This is a genomic window from Limnohabitans planktonicus II-D5, from assembly GCF_001270065.2.
Lineage (GTDB): Bacteria > Pseudomonadota > Gammaproteobacteria > Burkholderiales > Burkholderiaceae_C > Limnohabitans_A > Limnohabitans_A planktonicus.
Map to the genome: position 1 here is coordinate 1 of NZ_LFYT02000028.1, position 21,996 is coordinate 21,996.

Consider the following 21,996-nt stretch of genomic DNA (forward strand, 5'->3'; position numbering starts at 1 on the left):
AGGTCGGTGGTCGAAGACCCCGACATGGGCCTGCTGAAGCCCGCAATGGTTGAATCAAGATAGCGCCCAAGCTCTCAAACGTCGGACTCTTCGAGTACCGACCTACAGGGCAAGGCCTGTGGGTTTTCGTATGTTGGCGGTCAAAGACGCCGACTGTGGGTTTTCGTAGGTCGGTGGTCGAAGACCCCGACATGGGCCTGCTGAAGCCCGCAATGGTTGAATCAAGATAGCGCCCAAGCTCGCAAACGTCGGACTCTTCGAGTACCGACCTACAGGGCAAGGCCTGTGGGTTTTCGTATGTTGGCGGTCAAAGACGCCGACTGTGGGTTTTCGTAGGTCGGTGGTCGAAGACCCCGACATGGGCCTGCTGAAGCCCGCAATGGTTGAATCAAGATAGCGCCCAAGCTCTCAAACGTCGGACTCTTCGAGTACCGACCTACAGGGCAAGGCCTGTGGGTTTTCGTATGTTGGCGGTCAAAGACGCCGACTGTGGGTTTTCGTAGGTCGGTGGTCGAAGACCCCGACATGGGCCTGCTGAAGCCCGCAATGGTTGAATCAAGATAGCGCCCAAGCTCTCAAACGTCGGACTCTTCGAGTACCGACCTACAGGGCAAGGCCTGTGGGTTTTCGTAGGTCGGTGGTCGAAGACCCCGACATGGGCCTGCTGAAGCCCGCAATGGTTGAATCAAGATAGCGCCCAAGCTCTCAAACGTCGGACTCTTCGAGTACCGACCTACGGAACTCCGTGGCTCCCCGTAGGTCGGTAGCAACAGAGCCGACATTGCCCGCTTCGGCACAGGCCGCATGACGGCTCTGTTGCCGCCGACCTACCGACCGATGTTCACGCGCTGGCCCTGCACCACGGTGTGCGCAATCAAGCGCTCATCGCCCAGCACGATCATCGCGAACAGCCATTCGGCCAGGGTCTCGGTTTGCGTCGTTCGCCTTGCCAGCAGGGGTGTGGCCCTCGGGTTGAGCACCACAAAGTCGGCTTCGCAGCCGGGCAAGAGGTTGCCGACTTTGCCGCCCAGGTCCAGCGCGGCCGCGGCGCCCGCCGTGTGTTGCCACCACAGGTGTTCGGGCGCGAGGCTGATGCCCGGGCGGCCGACGTTTTGCCGTGCGACGGTGTAGGCCGCGTGCATGGTGTGGAAGGGGCTGAAGCTGGTGCCGCCGCCCACATCGCTGGCCAGGCCATAGCGCAGGCCAGCCGCGTCCGAGGCGGTGTAGTCAAAAAAACCGCTGCCCAAAAACAGGTTGCTGGTGGGGCTGACGGCGGCGGTTGCGCCCACTTCGGCCATGCGTCTCCGGTCGGTGTCGTCGAGGTAAATGCAGTGCGCATACACCGAGCGCTGGCGCAAGAGGCCGGCGCGGTCGTACACATCGAGGTAACTGCGCGCTTCGGGGAACAGCTCGCTTACCCAGCGGATTTCATCCAGGTTTTCGGCCACATGCGATTGAATCCACACATCGGGGAACTGATGCGCGATCTCGCCCGCGCCGTGCAGCTGCTCCGGGCTGCTGGTGGGCGCGAAGCGTGGCGTGATGGCGTAGCCCAGGCGGTCCACGCCGTGCCAGCGGCGGATCAGGTCTTCGGTCTGGCGCAGGCTCAAAGCCGTGTCGGTGTCGCGCAGGCCGTCGGGGCTGTGGCGGTCTTGCAGCACCTTGCCGGTGACCATGCGCAGCTGGCGCTTTTGCGCTTCAGCCATGAACACATCGACCGACTCGGGGTGGGCGGTGGCAAAGCACAGGGCCGTCGTCACGCCGTGGCGCATCAGCTCGTCCATGAAAAACGCGGTCACTTCATGGGCGTAGGCAGGCTCGGAAAACTGCTTTTCGTGCGGGAAGGTGTAGTGCTCCAGCCAAGGCAGCAGGCCTTCGGCGGGCGAGCCGATCACATCGGTTTGCGGGTAGTGGATGTGCAGATCCACAAAGCCCGGCGCGATGCACAGGCCGGGCCAGTGGGTCACAGGCAAGTCGGGGAATTGCGGGGCGAGATCGCGGTAGGGGCCTATGGCCTGGATGCGCACGATGCCGTCGGCTTCGCGGGCGGTCACCAGCAGGCCATCTTGTTCGTGCTGGGCTTGCGGCATCTGCGGGTCAGGAAACCACAGCAGGCCAGCGCGCCAGCCTTGGAAAAAGGAAGGAGAGGTCATGGGTTTAATAAGCTGGAATCAAACGGTCAAAGTTGTTGAAGATCGAAGTCACGGCTTCGACATGGAGCTGCGCTCAGGCCACAAATGTCGGAGCTGAAGCTCCGACCTACGAGGACGGTCTCTTGTAGGTCGGTGGCTTTAGCCCCGACATGGACCGATGCCAAGCCCACGAACGTCGGACCTGAAGGTGCCGACCTATGGGCTAATGTCTCCTGCATCATTGGGATCTGACCCCTCGTTCAAAAGCGTCGTCATCGTGCAAGGATAGCGCCCAGCACGCGCTCGGGGGTGGCGGGGGTGTCGAGGTGGATGGGTGTTTGGCCAGGGCGGGTGGCACCGATGGCGTCGCGCAGCGCCTCCACCACGCTGATGGCCAGCATGAAGGGCGGCTCGCCCACGGCTTTGCTGCCGCCCACCGTGTCTTCGCGGTTGGCCTCGAGCCACAGATCGATGTTGAGCTGCGCGGGCATGTCGGCGGCGGTGGGGATCTTGTAGGTGCTCGCGCCCTTGGTGAGCAGCTCGCCTTTGGCGTTCCACACCAACTCTTCGGTGGTGAGCCAGCCCAGGCCTTGCGCGAAGCCGCCTTCGATCTGGCCGATGTCGATTTCGGGGTGCAGCGAATGGCCCACGTCGTGCAGGATGTCGGTGCGCAGCATGCGGTATTCGCCCGTCAAGGTGTCGATGGCCACTTCGCTGCAGGCCGCGCCGTAGGCGAAGTAATAAAACGGCCGACCGGTCAGCGTGGTGCGGTCGTAGTGGATTTTGGGCGTGGCGTAAAAGCCGTCGCTCCACAGCTGCACGCGCTGGCCGTAGGCGTATTGCACCGCGTCGGTGAAGCTGCGCTGGCGCACGGGTGTGATGACTTGACCGTTTTCAAAACGCACTTTGTCTGCCGAGCAGGCATCGGCCTTGGCGATGCAGGCGGCGATGTTCTGGCGCACCTGCAGCGCGGCGTTTTCGGCGGCGCGGCCATTGAGGTCGGTGCCGCTGGAGGCCGCCGTGGCGCTGGCGTTGGCCACCTGGTCGGTGTCGCTGGCGCTGGCCTGCACTTGGGCGGCGGGCAAGCCCAACACACGCGCCACCAAACCACACACCTTGGTGTGCAGGCCCTGGCCCATTTCGGTGCCGCCGTGGTTCACGCGCACGCTGCCGTCGGTGTAGACCGAGACCACCGCTCCGGCTTGGTTGAACTGCGTGGCGGTGAAGCTGATGCCGAACTTGACCGGCGTGAGCGCCAGGCCTTTCTTGATCACGGTTTGCTGGGCGTTCCAATCGCTGATGTTTTGTCGGCGTGCGCGGTAGTCGCAGCGCTCGGCCAGCTGTGTCATCAGCGGGTGCAGGATGTTGTCTTCGACCTTCATGCCGTAAGGCGTGGTGTCGCGCTCCCCAACGCCATACAGGTTGTTCAAGCGCACATCGAGCGCGTCCAGCCCCAAGTGCCTGGCGATGTCCCCCATGACGGTCTCGATCAGCAGCACCCCCTGCGGCCCGCCAAAGCCTCGAAAGGCGGTGTGGCTTTGGGTGTGGGTTTTGCAGCGGTGCGACGTGATGTGCAGGTCGCTCAAGAAGTAAGCGTTGTCAGTGTGGAAGATCGCGCGGTCGGCCACCGGGCCGCTCAGGTCGGCGCTGTGGCCGCAGTGGACCAGCTGCACCGAATCCAAACCCAGCACGCGGCCACGCGCATCAAAGCCCACTTGCCAGTCGTGGCTGAAAGGGTGGCGCTTGCCGGTGATCAGGATGTCGTCGCCTCGGTCAAGCCGCAGCTTCACGGGCCGATCGAACTTGTGCGCGGCCAGCGCGGCCCAAACAGCCAAATGCCCGGCCTGCGTTTCTTTGCCGCCAAAGCCGCCACCCATGCGCCGACACACCACCCGCACCTGCGACAGCGGGATGTGCAGCGCGTGCGCCACCCAGTGCTGCACCTCGCCCGGGTGCTGCGTGCCGCTGTGGATCAACCAGTGGCCGTTCTCTTGCGGAATCGCATAGGCGATCTGGCTTTCCAAATAAAAGTGTTCTTGCCCGCCGATCTCCAGCGAGCCTTGCAATTGGTGGGGTGCGTTGCTCAAGGCCGCAGAGGCGTCACCGCGCTGCACCGTGACTTGGGGCAGCACAAAGCTGCCCGCTTGCATCGCCTCACGGGCGTGCAGCAAGGGCGTGTCGTTCTTCGTTTGCAATCGAATCAGGCGTGCGGCCCGCCGCGCTTGGGTGTGGCTGTGGCCCACCACCAAGCCCATCACCTGGCCCACATGCATGAGCTGCGGCCCGGCAAAAATGGGCTCGTCGTGCACAAAGGTGGCCAGCAGCGGGTCACCCGGAATGTCTTGCGCGGTGACCGTGCCCACCACACCGGGCGCGGCCAGCACCGCCTCCAGGTCCATGGCGATGAGTTGGGCGTTGGCCAGGGGGCTCATCAGCGGCGCGGCGTGCAGCGTGCCTTCGACCAGCGGCAGGTCGTCGATGTAGCTGGCGCAGCCTTGGACCTGTGCGGTGGCGCTTTCGTGGAAGCGGTGGGTGCTGCTGTGGGTAGTATTGCGGGTGGTGGACGGCGTGTTCATGTAAGGGCCTCCAGTCGAACGGTGTTGTGCCCGGTGCTCTCCAGCCAGGCGCGGCGCAGCAGTTGGCCCAAGATGGTTCGGCGGTAATCGGCGCTGGCACGCAAATCGCTGAGCGGCGAAAACTCATCCGCAATGGCGGTCTGCGCGGCCTGCAAAGTGGCTTCGCTCCAAGGCTTGCCGATCAGCGCGGCCTCGGTCTGCACGGCACGCGCGGGCGTGGCAGCCACACCGCCTGCGCCGATGCGTGCTGCGGTGATGTGACCATCTTGCACATGCAGCTGCACCGCCAGACACACGGCCGAGATGTCGTCTTCTTTCCGCTTGGACACCTTGTACGCACCCAGCCATTCTCCGGGCGCAGGGCGGGGCACCACCACCCAGGCCAGCACCTCGTCCGGGGCCAGCAGACTTTGGCGGTAGCCGGTGTAGAACCGGTCCAGCGGCACATGGCGGTGCACGGTGCGGCCTTTTCCTTTGATGTTGCGCCAAGCCATCAGCACCACTTGCGCGCCCAGCGCGATCAGCAGCGGCATGCTGTCACCAATCGGCGAGCCGTTGGCCACATTGCCGCCCAGCGTGCCCGACTGGCGCACCGGCCAGCCCGCAAAGCGTTCACCAAAGGGCGCTATCACGGGACGGTCGGCGGCCAGCGCCTCAAACGCGTCTTGCAAATTCACGGCTGCGCCAATGGCGATGTGGTGCGGGTAGTGTTCCACGCGTCGCAGCTCGGCCACGCGGGTCAGGTCAATGATCTGCTGCATGCGGCGCAGGCCCTGGGTGATCCACAGCCCGGCGTCGGTGGCCCCGGCGATCAGCTGCGCCTGGGGGTGCTGGGCGCGGGCTTGCAGCAAAGCGTGCAGGGTGTTGGGGCGCAGGTAGTTGCCGCCGGTTTTTTCGGTTGCCGAGAGCTTTTGCAGCGCCGCCACGATGGGCTGTTCATTCACGGCCTGCGCGGCATCGGCCTGCAGGCTGCAAGCCGCCTGCACGATGGGCCGGTATCCGGTGCAGCGGCACAGGTTGCCCGACAAAGCCTCATGGGCACGGTGGCTGTCCACGGCCTGGCCTTGCGCCACCGTGCGCTGGTATAGCGCAAACAAGCTCATCACAAAACCCGGTGTGCAAAAGCCGCATTGCGAGCCGTGGCACTCGACCATGGCCTGCTGCACCGGGTGCAGCGTGCCGTTGCTCTGGGCCAGATCGGCGGCGGTCCACAGGGCCTGGCCGTCAATGGCGTGGGCGGGCTTGATGCAGCTGTTGACGGCGCGGTACAACAAACGCCCGTTCACAGCTTCGGCCACCACCACCGTGCAGGCCCCGCAGTCGCCCGCTGCGCAGCCTTCCTTCGTGGCGGTGAGGCGCAGGTCCTCGCGCAGCAGGTCGAGCAGGGTGCGGTCTGGGGGAACGTGATGGCGCTCGACCACCGCATCGCTGTGCCAAAAGCGCAGGGGAGCTTCGGTAACAGGGTGAAGAGTTGGTTTCATGGGCATCGTCCAAGGCGTGCTTCATGCTAGTCCAAAGCCTTCTGGGTCATATGCAAAATTTGAGATACCCCATATGGGACTGCAAGCATGTGTTGTGCCGCTTGCACCCCGTCGCTCGCCATAAAAGACAGGGTGTTGAGTGTGTGCTTGCGCCATGCGTTTTTCTGCCTGAGCAGGTGCCACACTGAAAATGCCTGTCAATTTGGCTGGCCCCCCTTATGTTGTTTCATCCGGCTTGACTTCTTGCACAAGCTCCCTAAGATGTCCATGTTAGCTAACATGTCCAGGATGTGACCATGAAAACCCTTTCATCTGCAGAAGTTCAAAACCGATTCGGATCGATTGCCAACATCGTCAAAGGCGGTGAGCCTGTGGCTGTGACCCAATATGGCACGCCCACCATGATGATTCTTCCCTATGCCATGGCCACTGAAGCCCTGCGCGATTACAAGGCTCGGCAATGGGTTCAATTCATGGATGCCATGCCTTCTGCCAGCCCAGAGGCCCCTGAGCTCACACCCGAACAGCTGAACGAACTCGTCCATGAGCTCCGTCCGTAAAAGAATCGTTTTTGACACGAGTTCGCTCATTCCCGCTTGCTTGAATCCAGACCGAGAGCCTGCACAAATTTTGCGCCGCGCCGTGTTGGAGCACGAGGTGTTTGTTTCGGCGGATACTTTCAACGAGTTGGTCGCCGTGCTCGCCAGAGAAAAATTCAACGCCTGGCGACCTCTTGATCAACGGATGGTTTGGGTCCGACTTTTCCGCGAAGCCGTGATGTGGGTGGATGACCTGTCTCCGATCGCCGAATGCCGTGACCCCAAGGACAACAAGTTTCTGGAATTGGCCGTGGCGGCTCAGGCGGATTTCTTGATCTCAAGTGATGTTCATTTGCTTGAAATGCACCCTTTTCGCAGTATTCAAATCCTCCAGTTGGCCCACTTCAAGTCATTGGTTTTTGAAGGGCATGTCGGATCTGGGGGCCCACCCAGGAAATCGTGAAACGGTCAATGCAACTCAGCCGCTGATCCACAACATTTCTTGAACTTTTTGCCACTGCCGCAGGGGCAGGGCTCGTTGCGGCCGACCTTGGTGCGCAAGCGTTGGGACGTTTCTCGCTCGTACATGGCCTGGCGCAGCGGCAGCCAAAAGGCGTGGATGTTGACCAAGCTGTTTTCAATTTGCTGGGCCAGTTGTTCGCGCTGCGGGGGTGTTTTGGTCAGCTCGTCCTGTTCGGCAGAAAACGCTTCTTCACCCAGCAAGCCAATGGGCCTGTACCACTGCTGGCCTTGCGCGGTGTCAAACAAGGGTTTCCATGCGGCGCGGTTCAGCGCCACGCCTTCGGTAAAACCGTAGGCCCAGCCTTCCGCGTCCTCGTACACGCCTGTCTCGTATTTGCGGATGCCCCAGTAGGGCGCCACAAACGGTGGCTTGTGCTGAAAGGCAGAAATGATGCTGTTGTAGTGACGCATGACCAGGCCCATGATGTTGTTGAACTGCTCCAGGTTGTCCATGGGCGGCATCACGGCGCTGTCTTCGCCCCAGACTTTGGGCAGCCACTGACTGGGCATGATGGTTTGCGGCCCAATGGCGATGGCGTGCAAATACCCGTCCAGAGTGTCCAGCGTCATGGCTTCGTCGTTGTCCACGCCATCAAGCAAAAACTGATCGAGTTCTGCAAGATCCGCGTCGGACAGTGGCGCCATCATGTCCTGCACTTCTTGAACTGTGGGTTGAATTTTTCCCTGTGCCAAGGCTTTCAGCAACGCCGGTTCTGCGGTTTTGTCCTCGTGGTGGGCCTTGCTGATGAAGCTGCCAATGCCTTCGGACTCAATGGCCATGAAGGCTTCTTCCAGCACTTGCTTGTCCGTTTCAAACAGGTCATCCCAAACGGTGGAGGTGCCCGCTTCGTCCACCACTTCAAGGCTCCACTGGGTATCTGGGAGGCGGTAGATCAGAACGCGCAAGCTTTGGCTGTCAGCGCTGTAGGTCTGCGACAACGGGGAATGGATGATGTCGATGTCTTCGGTCCTGCGGCAGATCATGGGAGCAACTGTGCCGACTCGTGCGAAGGGTCAGTCAGTATTTTTTCGGCAAGAATCGTCACGCTGGCTTGTATCTTCAAGTGCATCGCGACAAGCCATGGCTATTCGATGGCAAGCGGTCGTGCCCATTTTTGCCTTTGGATTCATCACCATGGCTGGTGTTACATTCGCCTGCATTCCATCAAAGCCCCGGCTTGACCAAGGGGCAGACCAACACCAAGAAAACACAGAGACAAAGGCATGGGTGTGATCGATTCATTAGCACGTATGGCATTCAAAAGTTTCGGGGTTAACCCTGAAAAGAGCCTGCGCCCAGCCATAACGATCATCTGGATTCCGATATGAAGCAGCCGCATCTTTTCGACAAGATCGACCTTCAACTCATTCGCACCCTTCACACCTTGCTCATCGAACGCAGTGTCTCCAAAACCGCCATGCGCCAGGGCCAGCAGCAGCCGGCTGTGTCCGTGGCGCTCAAGCGCCTGCGCGAGCTGACGGGCGACCCGATTTTGGTGCGCTCGGGCACCGGCATGGTGCCCACCGATGTGGGCTTGCAGATGTTGGGGCCGGTGTCGCAAATTTTGCAATCGGCTGAGAGCCTGTTTTCGCCAAGTCGGGTGTTCGATCCGGCCAATGCCTGTGAGACATTTCGCATTGCCGCCAGCGACACGCTGGACCCGCTTTTTTTGCCCTCGGTCATGGCCCGCATCAAGTCATTGGCGCCGGGCTGCCGGGTCGAGGTGCATGCCTTGTCGGCGCAGGCGCAATACGCGCACGATCTGGGTCAGGGCCTGATCGATGTGGTGATTGGCAACTGGGCCCAGCCCAGCGAGGAGCTGCACCGAGCCCAGTTGTTTGAAGACGACATCATGTGTCTGGTCAGCAGCAAACACCCGGCGGTGCGCCGTGGTTGGACGCAAGATGACTGGTTGGCCTGCGAGCACATTGCGCCCATGCCGGCCTACCCGGGTTGGCGCGGCGTGATCGACGAACACCTGGACCGCTTGGGGCTGGCGCGCCACATTGCCGCACGCTGCGCCTACTTTGGCCTGATGCCGCGCATGGTGGCATCGAGTTTGCTTGTGCTGACCACTGGGCGACACTACTGCCAGCGCTTTCTGGAGGGCGACCTGCCTTCCGGGTTGGCCTTGCTGCCGTGCCCGGTGCCTTTTCCCAAGATGGTCTATTACCAGCTTTGGCACGAACGCAGCCACAACGCCGAGGCGGCCCGGTGGCTGCGAGAACAAGTGAAAATCAGCGCTTTGCAGTTGTCGCCCCCGACAGCTGCCTGAACCTTCCTGACGACAAAACCAACAAGAACACCCACAGACATGACCACACCCCTTTTGTCTTTGCAAGGCATCACCAAACGCTACCCGGGCGTGGTGGCCAATCAGGACGTGTCGCTCACCGTGATGCCCGGCCAGGCCCATGCCGTGCTGGGCGAAAACGGCGCGGGCAAGTCCACCCTCATGAAAATCATTTACGGCTCGGTCAAACCCGACGAAGGTCAGGTGGTGTTCAACGGCCAGCCGGTGCAAATTCGCAACCCGCAAGAAGCCCGCAAGCTGGGCATCAGCATGGTGTTTCAGCACTTCAGCTTGTTTGACACGCTCACCGTGGCAGAAAACGTGTGGCTGGGCCTGGACAAGTCGCTGAGCCTGGCCGAAGTGACCGAGCGCATTGTGGCCAAGGCCAGCGAATACGGCCTGGACCTGGAGCCCGAGCGCCCTGTGCACACCCTGAGCGTGGGCGAGATGCAGCGGGTGGAGATCATCCGCGCCTTGTTGACCGAGCCCAAGCTCTTGATTTTGGACGAGCCCACTTCAGTGCTGACGCCGCAAGCGGTCGAGAAATTGTTTGTGGTCTTGCACAAGCTGGTCAGCCAGGGCGTGAGCATTTTGTACATCTCACACAAGTTGCACGAAATTCGGGCGCTGTGCACTGCTTGCACTGTGCTGCGCGGTGGCAAGCTCACGGGTGTGTGCGACCCGCGAGAAGAAACGAACGCTTCGCTCAGCCGTTTGATGATCGGGGCCGAGCCCCCGGCTTTGCAGCATGTGGCGCGTGCGCCGGGCGAGGTGGTGTTGTCTGTGCAGGGCTTGAGCCTCACGCGGCAAGACCCGTTTGGCGTGGACCTGGACGGCATCAGCTTGCAGGTGCGTGCAGGCGAGGTGGTGGGCTTGGCCGGGGTGTCGGGCAATGGCCAGAAAGAATTGATGTGGGCCTTGTCGGGTGAAGACACCCGCTCGGGCGTGCAGTGCGGCGTGGCCAGTGTGAGCCTGTCTGGCCAGGCGGTGGCGGCTTTGGGGCCGGTGCCGCGCAGGCAAATGGGCCTGCATTTTGTGCCCGAAGAGCGCTTGGGCCGGGGCGCTGTGCCCTCGCTGAGTTTGTCGCAAAACCTGCTGCTCACGCGCAGCGAGGCCGTGGGGGCGGGCGGCTGGGTGCGCATGAGCGCGCTGGCCGATCAGGCCCGCAGCATCATCGACCGTTTCAAGGTCAAGGCCTCTGGGCCGGATGCCGCAGCGCAGTCGCTGTCGGGCGGCAATTTGCAAAAGTTCATTGTGGGGCGCGAAATCAGCGCGGCTCCCAAATTGCTCATCGTTTCACAACCCACTTGGGGCGTGGACGTGGGCGCGGCGGCGCAAATTCGCGCCGAAATTTTGGCGCTGCGCGACGCGGGTTGTGCCGTGTTGGTGGTGAGTGAGGAGTTGGAAGAATTGTTTGAGTTGTCTGACCGATTGCATGTGATCGCCAAGGGGCGCTTGTCGCCGTCTGTGGCGCGTGCCGAGGCCACGGTAGAGCGCATTGGCGAGTGGATGAGTGGTTTGTGGCCAGATTCCTCTTCTGCAACTTCTGCCGCGCCTGCCCAACAAGGAGCCCAACATGCTGCGGCTTGAACCCCGTCCCCAGGCCTCGCGCCTGTGGACTTACGCCTCGCCTCTGCTGGCGCTGGTGCTCACTGTGCTGCTGGGCGTGGCGCTGTTCATGGCGCTGGGCAAAGACCCGGTGCGCGGGCTGCAGATGTTCTTTTGGGAACCCATCAAAACCAGCTACGCGCTGGGCGAGTTGATGGTCAAGGCCACACCGCTCTTGGTCATTGCTTTGGGTTTGTCGGTGTGTTTCCGGTCCAACGTCTGGAACATCGGTGCCGAGGGTCAGTTTGTCATTGGCGCGGTGTGCGCCGGGGGCGTGGCGCTCTTGGCCGACAAAGACACAGGCCGCTGGATCGTGTTGGCCGTGTTGCTGGCGGGGGTGTTGGGCGGCATGTTGTGGGCCGGCATCACGGCGCTGTTGCGCGACCGCTTCAATGCCAGTGAAATTTTGGTCAGCCTGATGCTGGTGTACGTGGCCGACATGGTGCTGAGCTATTTGGTTTATGGCCCCTGGAAAGACCCGGCGGGTTTCAATTTTCCGCAGTCCAAAACCTTTGAGGCGGTCACGCAGATCCCGCGTTTGATGAGCGGTTCGCGCGTGAGCGTGGGCTTGCTCTTGGCGCTGGTGGGTGCAGGTTTACTGTGGGTGTTCTTGTTCCGCACGCGGGCGGGCTTTGCCCAGCAAGTGGGCGGTTTGGCGCCTGATGCGGCGCGGTATGCCGGGTTTTCTTCGCGCAAGGCGCTGTGGGTGGCGTTGCTGACATCGGGTGGGGCTGCAGGTTTGGCGGGTGCGTTGGAGGTGGCGGGGCCGATTGGCCAGCTCACGCCTTATGTGCCTGCGGGTTATGGCTTTGCCGCGATCATCGTGGCGTTTGTCGGGCGCTTGCACCCGGCGGGCATGGTGCTGTCGGCCGTGCTGATGAGCATGTTCTACATCGGCGGCGAGCTGGCCCAATCTCGCCTGGGCCTTCCCAAGTCGATCACGGGCGTGTTCCAGGGTTTGCTGCTGTTTTGTTTGTTGGCGTGTGACACGCTGGTGGCCTACCGTCTGCGCTGGGTGGCGGTCAAGAAAGGAGGCGTGTGATGGAGTCTTATGCATTGCTGATTGCAGCCACCCTGAATGCGGGGACGGTGCTGGCCATTGCCGCTTTGGGTTTGCTGATCAATGAAAAAGCCGGTGTGGTGAACTTGGGGGCCGAGGGCATGATGCTGTGCGCGGCGATTGCCGGTTTTGCGGCCGTGGTGCACACCGGCAACGACTGGCTGGGCTTTGTCGCGGGCATGGGCGCGGGCGCGGTGCTGGCGACCATTTTTGGGGTGCTGGTGATTTGGCTGAACACCAACCAGTACGCCACCGGGCTGGCGCTGAGTTTGTTTGGTGTGGGCTTTTCGGCCTTTGTGGGCATTGGCTATGTGAAGGAAAAGCTGCCGGACCGGCCCCATTTTGCGGTGCCTTATTTGGCCGACATTCCCCTGGTGGGGCCCGCCTTGTTCAAGCAGCACCCGCTCGTTTATGGGGCGATGGCGCTGGTGTTGGCCCTGATTTGGTTCCTTTACAAAAGCCGCACCGGTTTGGTGCTGCGGGCGGTGGGCGAATCACCCGCTTCGGCCCACGCTTTGGGCTACCCGGTGCGCCGCATCCGTTTGGCAGCGGTGGTGGCTGGGGGCGCACTGTGCGGCTTGGCGGGGGCCTACATTTCGGTGATCTACACCCCGCTGTGGGTCGAAGGCATGGTGGCGGGCAAGGGCTGGATTGCGCTGGCCTTGACCACCTTTGCCACATGGCGTCCGGCACGCGTATTGCTTGGGGCTTACCTGTTTGGTGGTGTGACCATGCTGCAGTTCCATTTGCAAGGGGTGGGCGTGCAAGTGCCCAGCCAGTTGCTCACGGCGCTGCCTTACATCGCCACCATCGTGGTGCTGGCCCTGATTTCGCGCAACCCGACCTGGATTCGCGTGAACATGCCGGCCTCGCTGGGCAAACCCTTTTATCCCGGTTCATAATTGCTTTTTTTCAACCCCTGTAACCCTGTTCAAAAGGACCTGACATGACAGACCTCTCCAAGCGCTCCATCGTCAAGATGGTGGCCCTGACCGCTGTGGCTGCCGCCGCACTGGTCGGCTGTGGCAAAAAAGAAGAAGCCCCCAAAGCTGAAGCACCCGCTGCGGCCAAGCCTGAGCCTTTGAAGATCGCGTTTGCGTACGTTGGCCCTGTGGGCGACGGCGGCTGGACCTTTGCGCACGACAACGGTCGCAAAGAAATCGAAAAAGCCTTCGGCGACAAAGTGGTCACCACCTTCGTTGAAAAAGTGCCAGAAAGCGCTGACGCTGAGCGCGTGATCCGCGACATGGCTGCCCAAGGCAACAAGCTGATTTTTGGCACCACTTTCGGCTACATGGAGCCCATGCTCAAAGTGGCGGCTGACAACAAGGGCGTGAAGTTTGAGCACGCCACCGGCTACAAAACCGCCGAGAACATGCGCACTTACGACAGCCGCACCTACGAAGGCGCGTACATGGCTGGCGTGATCGCGGGCAAGATGACCAAGACCAACACGCTGGGTGTGGTGGCTTCGATCCCAATCCCAGAAGTGGTGCGCAACATCAACAGTTTCACCATGGGTGCCCAGTCGGTCAACCCCAAGATCAAGACCAAAGTGGTTTGGGTGAACGAGTGGTTCAACCCACCGAAAGAAACCGAAGCCGCGACATCGCTGATCAACGGCGGCGCTGACGTGTTGATGCAAAACACCGATTCGTCGGCTGTGCTGCAGACCGCCGAAAAAATGGGCAAGCGTGCCTTCGGTTGGGATTCGGACATGACCGCCTACGGCCCCAAGGCCCACCTGGGTTCGGCCGTGATCAATTGGGGCCCTTACTATGTCAAGGCCGTGGGTGAAGCCCTGGAAGGCAAGTGGAGCACTGGTTCAAGCTGGTGGGGCGTGAAAGAAGGCGCGATCGAGATGGTCAACGTGGCCGCTGACGTGCCAGAAGACACCAAAAAGCGCATCGGTGAGATCCAAGCTGGTCTGAAAGACGGCACATTCTCCATCTGGAAGGGCCCCATCGTGGACCAGGCTGGTAAAGAAATGTTGGCCAAAGACGCTGTCGCCGACGACAAGTTCCTGGGCGGCGTGATGTTCTACGTCAAGGGCGTGGAAGGCAAGATCCCAGGCGGCAAATAAGTCGCATGACGGGGCCACTGCGCGCAGTGGCTCTGTAAAAAAAGGCTGCAAGGGCGAAAGTCCTGGCAGCCTTTTTTCATGCGCTCAAGCATCGGCCTTTGGTGTTGGGCGTTGCCTGGATGGTTGCGCTGCCCTGAGGCCAATTGATCCGGCACGTTGAGGTTTGAAATGTGTGAGAAAGGTCATCTCGTAGGTCGGCACTCGCAGAGTCCGACATTTTTGGTTTCGGCACAGGCCCATGTCGGGGTCTTCGACCGCCGACCTACAACAGTTTTGAGGCGCGTCATCTCGTAGGTCGGCACTCGCAGAGTCCGACATGGTTGGTTTCGCCACAGGCCCATGTCGGGGTATTCGACCGCCGACCTGCAACATCAATGTGTGAGAAAGGTCATCTCGTAGGTCGGCACTCGCAGAGTCCGACATTTTTGGTTTCGGCACAGGCCCATGTCGGGGTATTCGACCGCCGACCTGCAACAGTTTTGAGGCATGTCATCTCGTATGTCGGCACTCGCAGAGTCCGACATGGTTGGTTTCGGCACAGGCCCATGTCTGGGTCTTCGACCGCCGACCAACAACATCAATGTGTGAGAAAGGTCATCTCGTATGTCGGCACTCGCAGAGTCCGACATTTTTGGTTTCGGCACAGGCCCATGTCGGGGTCTTCGACCGCCGACCTACAACATCAATGTGTGAGAAAGGTCATCTCGTAGGTCGGCACTCGCAGAGTCCGACATGGTTGGTTTGGGCACAGGCCCATGTCGGGGTCTTCGACCGCCGACCTACAACAGTTTTGAGGCACGTCATCTCGTAGGTCGGTACTCGCAGAGTCCGACATGATGGGTTTGGGCACAGGCCCATGTCGGGGTCTTCGACCGCCGACCTACAACAGTTTTGAGACATGTCATCTCGTACGTCACGGGCGAAGGGGGCCTCGGTTGCGTTTTCTGGTGAAGGTTCGATCAAGGGTATAGACCCCCTGATCAATTGACCCACAAGCCCTGAGCCCGAAAAATTCAAGTTTGAATCTTTTGGTTGAAAGGCTGCCGATATGGCGCAAAAGCACTGGATTTTGACGGCCAACGCCTCTGTGGCCCGATTGTTTGAACGCACCAGCTTGTTGGAGCCATTGATCGAACTGGCCGACTGGATGCACCCGGAGGGCAGCATGCTGGCCAGCGAACTGGAAAGGGCACCTTTGGGCCATTCGATCGGCGGTCGCACAGGGCTGGCACCCCGCATGGATCTCAAGCACCGTGAACGACTTGAATTTGCGCACCAGTTGGCGCTGTGGCTGCGAGAGGCTGTCTTGGCTCACAGCGTTGAGGACATCGTTTTGTTTGCCTCCGATCCCTTCATGGGGGAACTGTTGGCGCAATTGGACCCTGGAGTTCAAAAAATCATCTCGCTCAAGCATTCTCTGGACTTGACGTCTTTGCCGGTCCATGAATTGGAGAGGAAGGTGCGCGTCGAATTCGGGGTGTGAGTGATCTGCAGTAGATTGCCTTTGCACAGGGCACAGGCGCTAACATCAGGGGCATGGATGCACAAGCCCTAATTACCTGGCTAAGCCATGCGCTGCGACGCCTGGCAGGCTGCATGGCCTGGCTGCTGATTTTTCTTGGGTGCGCCATCTTCAGTCACGCGGCATGGGCCACTGCGCCGAATAAATGGGTCATTGACAAAGCTGAGTTGACCAGCATGGCCGGGCGTCGCGAGGTGACGCTGCCCCATATCCTGCAGCCACAAGATTATTTGCCCGCAGGCAGCCGTGTGCGTTACCGCATCACCGTGCCTTTGACGCGGGTTCCGGCCGAGCCGCTGGGCGTGTTTGTGTCCAAGTTGAGCCTGTCGGGTGCCTTGTACATCAATGGCCAGTTCATCCTCAACTGCGACCAGGGCCGATTGGAAGAGCTGCGCTGCTTGCACAAGGTCAATTTGTTCAGCACCCCCTCCAGTGTCTGGTTTGTCGGTGACAACGTCATTGAACTGGAGCTCTATGCCACGGCGCGGCAAATGAATGGTTTGTCCAAGGTCCAGGTGGGTGATCTGGATGAACTGCATGACGGCGCTTACTGGGTGTTGCAATGGCTCAAGATCGAATTTCTGAGCGGCCTGGCATGGGTCAGTGCTCTTTTGGGCATTTTGTCCTTGGCTGTCAGTTGGGTCTTACGCAAGGAGCAGGCTTACCTTTGGTTTGGCATCGCGTCCATCGCCCATGCGCTGGGCCTGCTCAATCTCACGGTGAGCAACCCCGTCATCCATGTTGAAGTGTTCACCTGGATGGTGTTTTCATCGCGTCTGGTGGTCGCTCCGATGGCTTTGCTCACCATGCTGTCATTGTTTGACAAATTGCGCCGTTGGATGATCCTTGTCTTGGTGGGCTTTGCCCTGGTGGGACCCCTGGTGCTGGGGCTCAGCGGTAATTCCAGGATCGTGTTGGTTGTCTTTTTTCTACCCTTTTTATTGGCCACCAGCGTCTTATTGCTGTTCTTCATGCGTTGGGCCATTGAGTCGCGCAATCCCATCAAACTCATCACCATCGGCATGGCGCTGGCCCTGGTGTTTTCGGGCATGCTCGATTGGCTGCGACTGACGGGGCGGACCGATTTTGAAGGTGTTTTCCTGTTTCCCTACACCTACAGTGCCATGCTCATGACCCTGGGCACATTGCTCTTTCGCAATCTGGCGACAGCGCTCAAGCAATCGCGCATCGACCGTGAGTTGCTGGAGATGCGTGCCGCAGAACGCATGGCCTATGAGGTGACAGAAAACATTCCGGTGGGCACCTACACCCTGGTCTATCGGCAGGGGGGCAGGCGAGGGCAATTTTTGTTTGTCAGTCAACGGTTTCTGGAGCTCACGGGGCTGGACCGCAAGAGCTTGCTGGTCGACCCTAAACCCTTTCTGGACATCTTGCACGTGGACGATGGGGCCGCATGGCAACAGTTCATCGCCCGCACTTTGGATCAGCGCGATACCTTCAGCATGGAGTTCCGGATTTTTCATTTCAGTGGCGAGATGCGCTGGGTCAGCACGGAAGCCGTGGCGCGCAGCTTGCCCGACGGATCAGTGCTGTACGAGGGAGTCCTGATTGACCAGACCGCCATGGTGCATGCCAAGCGCGAAGCCGAAAGCGCGCGCGGCATCCTGCTCCAACAGCAGCTCGAACAGTCAAGGCTGCAAGAGCGTGAACAGCTCATGCGTGACATGCACGATGGATTCGGATCGCAGTTGGCGGGCGTGCGCATGCTGGCCGAAAAGGGCCGCATTCGGCCTGAGGAATTCCCCCAATTCCTGCACGAAATCACGGCGGATTTGCATTTGGTGGTGGACACATTGGGACAACTGCACATCACCCTGGACGAGGCGCTGATTGACTTGCGTCACCGACTCGAGCGACGGTTTTCTGGCAACGGTCCTCGTTTGCATTGGGACAGCCAATTGGCGGGTTTGCCTGCTTTGCCGCAACGCCAAATTCTGCAAACCCTGCGCCTGATTCAGGAGGCCTTCAACAATGCCTTTAAGCATGCCCGCGCACAGAATGTGTGGTTTTCAGCGCACTACGATGCCCCCACGGATTTGCTCACAGTCTCGGTGCGTGACGACGGACAAGGCCTGCAACTGCCCAAGGTTCGCGGGCGTGGCCTGAACAACATGCAGTACCGGGCCCGCGAGATCGGCGGCAAGTTCCAGCTGATCGAACGTCACCCCGGGGTCGAAATCATCCTGCAGGTGCCGGATGTCTCTAAGGCGGCGCAAACCGATTCAGCGTAAGACTCAAAGCAATTGGTAACTTCGCGCCATGCTCACCGCCTGGGATTGCGATTTCACATTCAGCTTGCGGTAGAGGCTGCGCACGTTGGACTGCACCGTCGACAGCGTCACCCCCATGCTTTCGGCCACCAGCTCATAGCTCAGGCCCTGCGCGAGCCCTTGCAAGGTTTCGTGTTCCCTGGGCGAGAGCTTGACGGGTAGACGTTCCTCAGGCTTTTCGCTGCTGACTGACAGGTGCTTGAACAAATAACGCGCCAGCCGTGGACTCAGGGGATACACCCCCTTGAGCACTTGCTCGATGCCTTTGGTGATTTCTTCGATGGATTCGTCCTTGAGTATGTAGCCGTTGGCCCCGGCTTCAATGGCGGTCAGGACTGCTGACTCCGAAGCCACCACCGAAATCACCACAATCGGCATATCAACAAATCGCTCGCGGCAAGCGCGGATCACTTCGATGCCACTGACATCGGGCAAACCCAGATCCACCAGCACCAGGTCAAAAGGCTTGAGCGCCACTTTGACAAAGGCTTTGGCCTGCAGGCCCTCGCTGAATTCCAGCACGTTCCAGCGCTCTGGCAGACCGCGCATGGCATCGGTGATCTGCTCGGCAAAAAGCGGGTTGTCCTCCACCAGCAAAAGCTGTCGCAAAGGGGGCGTCTGTTCGTTGGAAGGGTAAGCTTGCATCGGGCGATGATACAAAACCCTCAGGACATATCAGCGAATGAGCGCCTTGTCGCGCAGCTCTTGCAGTTTGGTGGCGATGACTTTTTGGGACAGCTGTTCCAGCAATTGGGGGCGCAGTTTTTCCAGACTTGGGGCATCCCAGGGGCGGCGCTCTTGCAGGCTCAGGACATGCCAGCCTTGTGCGGTGCGAACAGGCACTGACCACAGTTGCTGGGGTTTCATCTGGCGGATGATTGCTGCGACTTCGGGCACCAGTTGTTTTTCAGGCACCCAGCCAACCAGACCACCCTGGGCTTTGCTGTCGGGGTCTTTGGAGTGCTCGGTGGCCAAATCGTTCATGGGGGCGCCTTGCTGGATGCGCTGGATCAGTTGCTGGGCCAGGCTTTCCTCGGCCACAACGATGTGCCGAATCAGCAGTTCCTCGGGCCCCATCTGGGCCATTTGCTGCTGGTAAGCCTGCTGCAGAGCCTCGTCGGTGATGGGGTGGTCTGCCAGATACTTTTGTTGCCACAAGCGCACCAAGGCGGTCTGGCTGGCCAGGGCCATTTGCGCCTGCACCAGGGGTTGCAGGTCGATGCCATCGGCTTGGGCGGCTTGCATCATCAGGGACTGGTTGATCAGGGTCTGACGGACCGATTCACGCAACTCAGGGCTGCTGGCCACGCCACTGGCGACCTGTTCCCGATACAGCACTTCGGCATGTGCGGTCGATTGCACCAGGCCATTGACCACCACAAAGGGTTTGGTCAAGGCTTGCAGCACTTCGGCAGACGGGGCAGGCAAGACGGTTTGGGCCATGAGCGGGCTGGCCAGGGCCAGCGACAGCCACAGGGGTGAGCAGGCCTTGAGAAAAGGAGCGCGAAAAGACATGTACGTGTTCAGGGTTGAGCGTTGAGCGTTGAGCGATGAGTGATGAGCGTTGAGCGATGAGCGATGAGCGATGAGCGATGAGCGTTGAGCGTTGAGCGTTGAGCGTTGAGCGTTGAGCGTTGAGCGTTGAGCGTTGAGCGTTGAGCGTTGAGGGGGATAACTCGATTTTCATCGAAACATGGGCAGGTTTCTGAGGTCGGCTGCGCAACATCGTGGTGTGGCCGTGAGTACTAGAAGTCGCCGACATTTGTGGGTTGGGGCCAACCTGGCGTGCGACCATCAGAATTGAGGGGGCAATTGCGCCCCCAGCACGGCCACAGCCTCTGAATCTTCCACTGTGGGAAAGTGCCGGTAAAACTGCGCCACGGCCTGGAAGTCGTCTGGCGTGGACAGGCAAACGGTATCGTCTGCCAGCTCTTGCACTTGGCGCAGCGCGTGTGCGCTGGCCACGGGAATGGCGCACACCAATTTGGCTGGTGCCTGTCGGCGCACGGCTTGTAGGGCCGCCAGCATTGTGGCTCCGGTGGCCAGACCGTCGTCCACCACGATGACCAGGCGGCCCTTTGGATCGATCGGTGGGCGCACCGGCGTGTACAAGGCCCGGCGTTGGCGCAGGGTGTGCATCTGACGGGCTTTTTCAAGGTCCAGATAGGCGGCGTCTGCACCCACTTCATGCGCCCACGGGGCGATGAAGGCGTTGCCGTGTTCATCCATGGCACCCACGGCCAGTTCATCCTGATGGGGCGCGCGCAATTTGCGCACCAGCACCACGTCCAGCTCGCCCTCCAATTGCCGGGCGATCCATTGCCCCATGGGCACCGCCCCTCGGGGAATGGCCAGAATCAGGGGGTGTTGACCGCGATATGCAAGCAGCGCGTGCGCCAATTGCTGCGCGGCGTCCAGTCGGTCTTTGAACATGGCCAATCCTGTGTGATGCGTTGACTGGCATTGTTCAGGAAATGGCGAAAAAAAAGCCGTGATTCTTTCCGAAAGCGGCTGGTGCTGGCAAGGTGTGTGATCGACTTCACACACCAGCCCACAACGTGTCTGTTTACAGCCCGGCGGCTGCACGCAATGCGGCTGCGCGATCCGTGCGCTCCCAAGTGAAGTCGGGCTCGTCGCGGCCAAAGTGGCCGTAAGCAGCGGTCTTGCTGTAGATGGGGCGCAGCAGGTCCAGCATCTGGATGATGCCTTTGGGGCGCAGGTCAAAGTGTTCGGCCACCATGGCAGACAGCTTGTCATCAGCGATCACGCCAGTGCCTGCCGTGTTGACGGTGATGTTCATGGGGCGTGCCACGCCAATCGCGTAAGCGACCTGCACTTGGCACTGGGTGGCCAGACCAGCGGCCACGATGTTCTTGGCCACGTAGCGGGCGGCATAAGCGGCTGAGCGGTCCACTTTGGAGGGGTCTTTGCCCGAGAACGCGCCACCACCGTGGGGGCAAGCACCGCCGTAGGTGTCCACAATGATCTTGCGACCCGTCAGGCCACAGTCGCCTTGAGGACCACCGATGACGAAACGGCCCGTGGGGTTGATCAGGTATTTGGTGTCTTGCAGCCACTCTTTGGGCAGCACGGGCTTGATGATCTCTTCGATGATGGCTTCGGTGAAGCTGGCCTTCATCTTCGTGGCCGTTTCCGACTGGTCAGGGCTGTGCTGGGTGGACAGCACCACGGTGTCGATGCTGTGGGGTTTGCCGTCCACATAGCGCATGGTCACCTGGCTTTTGGCGTCGGGGCGCAAGAAGGGCAGACGGCCGTCCTTGCGCAACTGGGCCTGGCGCTCCATCAGGCGGTGGGCGTAGTAAATCGGGGCGGGCATCAGCTCGGGTGTTTCGCTGCAGGCGAAGCCAAACATCAGGCCCTGGTCACCCGCGCCAATGTTCAAAAAGTCGTCGGACGCGTGGTCCACGCCCTGGGCGATGTCGTTGGACTGCTTGTCATAAGCCACCAACACAGCGCAGCCTTTGTGGTCGATGCCGTAGTCGGTGTTGTCGTAGCCGATGCGTTTGATGGTGTCACGCGCCACCTGGATGTAATCCACATTGGCTTGCGTGGTGATTTCACCAGCCAACACGACCAGGCCGGTGTTGGTCAGGGTTTCGGCCGCCACGCGGCTCAGCGGGTCTTGAGTAAAGATGGCGTCCAGGATCGCATCAGAGATCTGGTCGGCGACCTTGTCGGGGTGGCCTTCCGAGACGGATTCGGAAGTAAAGAGGTAGTCGTTAGACATGAAAAAGGCTCCTGTTTTCAAAGGTTTGTCGGCGTTGCCGACCCTGAGAACCCGGAGCCTGGCGAACGCTTTAGCAGAATTTGTGAATCGCCCTGCAAGTAGTTCAGTTAACTCGGCGATGCGCGGATTGTATCAACTTG

Annotated in this window: 17 protein-coding genes; 9 read left to right on the plus strand and 8 right to left on the minus strand. The window is 60.5% G+C overall.

The genetic code is table 11. The annotated features are described in order from the left end of the window. Positions 1–827 precede the first annotated feature (827 nt). The 3 genes from guaD to xdhA all read right to left on the minus strand — a co-directional run bounded on the left by guaD (position 828) and on the right by xdhA (position 6,189). Positions 828–2,153 (minus strand): guanine deaminase, encoded by a 1,326-nt coding sequence (gene guaD / locus H663_RS36975; protein WP_053175076.1) that lies wholly within the window; start codon positions 2,151–2,153, stop codon positions 828–830. A 251-nt stretch (positions 2,154–2,404) separates the two neighbouring features. Continuing rightward, entirely contained in the window at positions 2,405–4,708 is a 2,304-nt protein-coding gene (gene xdhB, locus H663_RS36980; RefSeq protein WP_053175081.1) for a xanthine dehydrogenase molybdopterin binding subunit, read from the minus strand. Beyond that, positions 4,705–6,189 carry a xanthine dehydrogenase small subunit gene (gene xdhA / locus H663_RS36985; RefSeq protein WP_116695919.1) on the minus strand — a complete coding sequence of 495 codons (1,485 nt, stop codon included), beginning with the start codon at positions 6,187–6,189 and terminating at the stop codon, positions 4,705–4,707. Before xdhA ends, xdhB begins: the two co-directional genes overlap by 4 nt. A 296-nt stretch (positions 6,190–6,485) precedes the next feature. Between xdhA and H663_RS36990 the strand changes: the two genes are divergently transcribed. Together H663_RS36990 and H663_RS36995 are read left to right on the plus strand one after the other, a co-directional pair. Next, positions 6,486–6,749: a type II toxin-antitoxin system Phd/YefM family antitoxin gene (locus H663_RS36990; protein ID WP_053175087.1), complete on the plus strand. Its 264-nt coding sequence runs from the start codon at positions 6,486–6,488 to the stop codon at positions 6,747–6,749. After that, positions 6,733–7,191 carry a putative toxin-antitoxin system toxin component, PIN family gene (locus H663_RS36995; RefSeq protein WP_083451283.1) on the plus strand — a complete coding sequence of 153 codons (459 nt, stop codon included), beginning with the start codon at positions 6,733–6,735 and terminating at the stop codon, positions 7,189–7,191. Before H663_RS36990 ends, H663_RS36995 begins: the two co-directional genes overlap by 17 nt. A gap of 5 nt (positions 7,192–7,196) precedes the next feature. Here H663_RS36995 and H663_RS37000 read toward each other — a convergent pair whose 3' ends face one another. After that, positions 7,197–8,234: a UPF0149 family protein gene (locus H663_RS37000; RefSeq protein WP_133240059.1), complete on the minus strand. Its 1,038-nt coding sequence runs from the start codon at positions 8,232–8,234 to the stop codon at positions 7,197–7,199. A gap of 341 nt (positions 8,235–8,575) precedes the next feature. Here H663_RS37000 and H663_RS37005 point away from each other — a divergent pair, with 341 nt between their 5' ends. The 7 genes from H663_RS37005 (at position 8,576) to H663_RS37035 (ending at position 18,069) form a co-directional block, all read left to right on the plus strand. Continuing rightward, entirely contained in the window at positions 8,576–9,526 is a 951-nt protein-coding gene (locus tag H663_RS37005) for a LysR family transcriptional regulator (RefSeq protein WP_053175092.1), read from the plus strand. Positions 9,527–9,565: 39 nt separating this feature from the next. Continuing rightward, on the plus strand, positions 9,566–11,134 hold the full coding sequence (locus H663_RS37010) for an ABC transporter ATP-binding protein (RefSeq protein ID WP_053175095.1): 1,569 nt from the start codon (positions 9,566–9,568) through the stop codon (positions 11,132–11,134). Further along, positions 11,121–12,194: an ABC transporter permease gene (locus tag H663_RS37015; RefSeq protein WP_053175098.1), complete on the plus strand. Its 1,074-nt coding sequence runs from the start codon at positions 11,121–11,123 to the stop codon at positions 12,192–12,194. Before H663_RS37010 ends, H663_RS37015 begins: the two co-directional genes overlap by 14 nt. Continuing rightward, on the plus strand, positions 12,194–13,114 hold the full coding sequence (locus tag H663_RS37020) for an ABC transporter permease (RefSeq protein WP_053175101.1): 921 nt from the start codon (positions 12,194–12,196) through the stop codon (positions 13,112–13,114). The genes H663_RS37015 and H663_RS37020 overlap by 1 nt, the downstream gene beginning before the upstream one ends. 44 nt (positions 13,115–13,158) lie before the next feature. Then, positions 13,159–14,295 (plus strand): BMP family ABC transporter substrate-binding protein, encoded by a 1,137-nt coding sequence (locus H663_RS37025; RefSeq protein WP_053175104.1) that lies wholly within the window; start codon positions 13,159–13,161, stop codon positions 14,293–14,295. Positions 14,296–15,343: 1,048 nt separating this feature from the next. Beyond that, the gene (locus H663_RS37030; protein WP_053175108.1) at positions 15,344–15,778 is read left to right on the plus strand and encodes a host attachment protein; all 435 of its coding nucleotides are present in this window, start codon (positions 15,344–15,346) and stop codon (positions 15,776–15,778) included. A gap of 53 nt (positions 15,779–15,831) precedes the next feature. Continuing rightward, positions 15,832–18,069: a PAS domain-containing protein gene (locus H663_RS37035; protein ID WP_053175112.1), complete on the plus strand. Its 2,238-nt coding sequence runs from the start codon at positions 15,832–15,834 to the stop codon at positions 18,067–18,069. A 3-nt stretch (positions 18,070–18,072) separates the two neighbouring features. Here the strand turns inward: H663_RS37035 and H663_RS37040 are convergent, their stop codons facing one another. The 4 genes from H663_RS37040 to metK form a co-directional block, all read right to left on the minus strand. Beyond that, positions 18,073–18,753 carry a response regulator gene (locus tag H663_RS37040; protein ID WP_053175115.1) on the minus strand — a complete coding sequence of 227 codons (681 nt, stop codon included), beginning with the start codon at positions 18,751–18,753 and terminating at the stop codon, positions 18,073–18,075. 30 nt (positions 18,754–18,783) lie between these two features. Continuing rightward, positions 18,784–19,623 carry a peptidylprolyl isomerase gene (locus H663_RS37045; RefSeq protein WP_053175118.1) on the minus strand — a complete coding sequence of 280 codons (840 nt, stop codon included), beginning with the start codon at positions 19,621–19,623 and terminating at the stop codon, positions 18,784–18,786. 279 nt (positions 19,624–19,902) lie between these two features. Beyond that, positions 19,903–20,541, minus strand: a complete 639-nt coding sequence (locus H663_RS37050; protein WP_053175121.1) for a phosphoribosyltransferase — start codon at positions 20,539–20,541, stop codon at positions 19,903–19,905. A 133-nt stretch (positions 20,542–20,674) separates the two neighbouring features. Beyond that, on the minus strand, positions 20,675–21,856 hold the full coding sequence (gene metK, locus H663_RS37055) for a methionine adenosyltransferase (RefSeq protein ID WP_053175124.1): 1,182 nt from the start codon (positions 21,854–21,856) through the stop codon (positions 20,675–20,677). Positions 21,857–21,996: the final 140 nt, after the last annotated feature.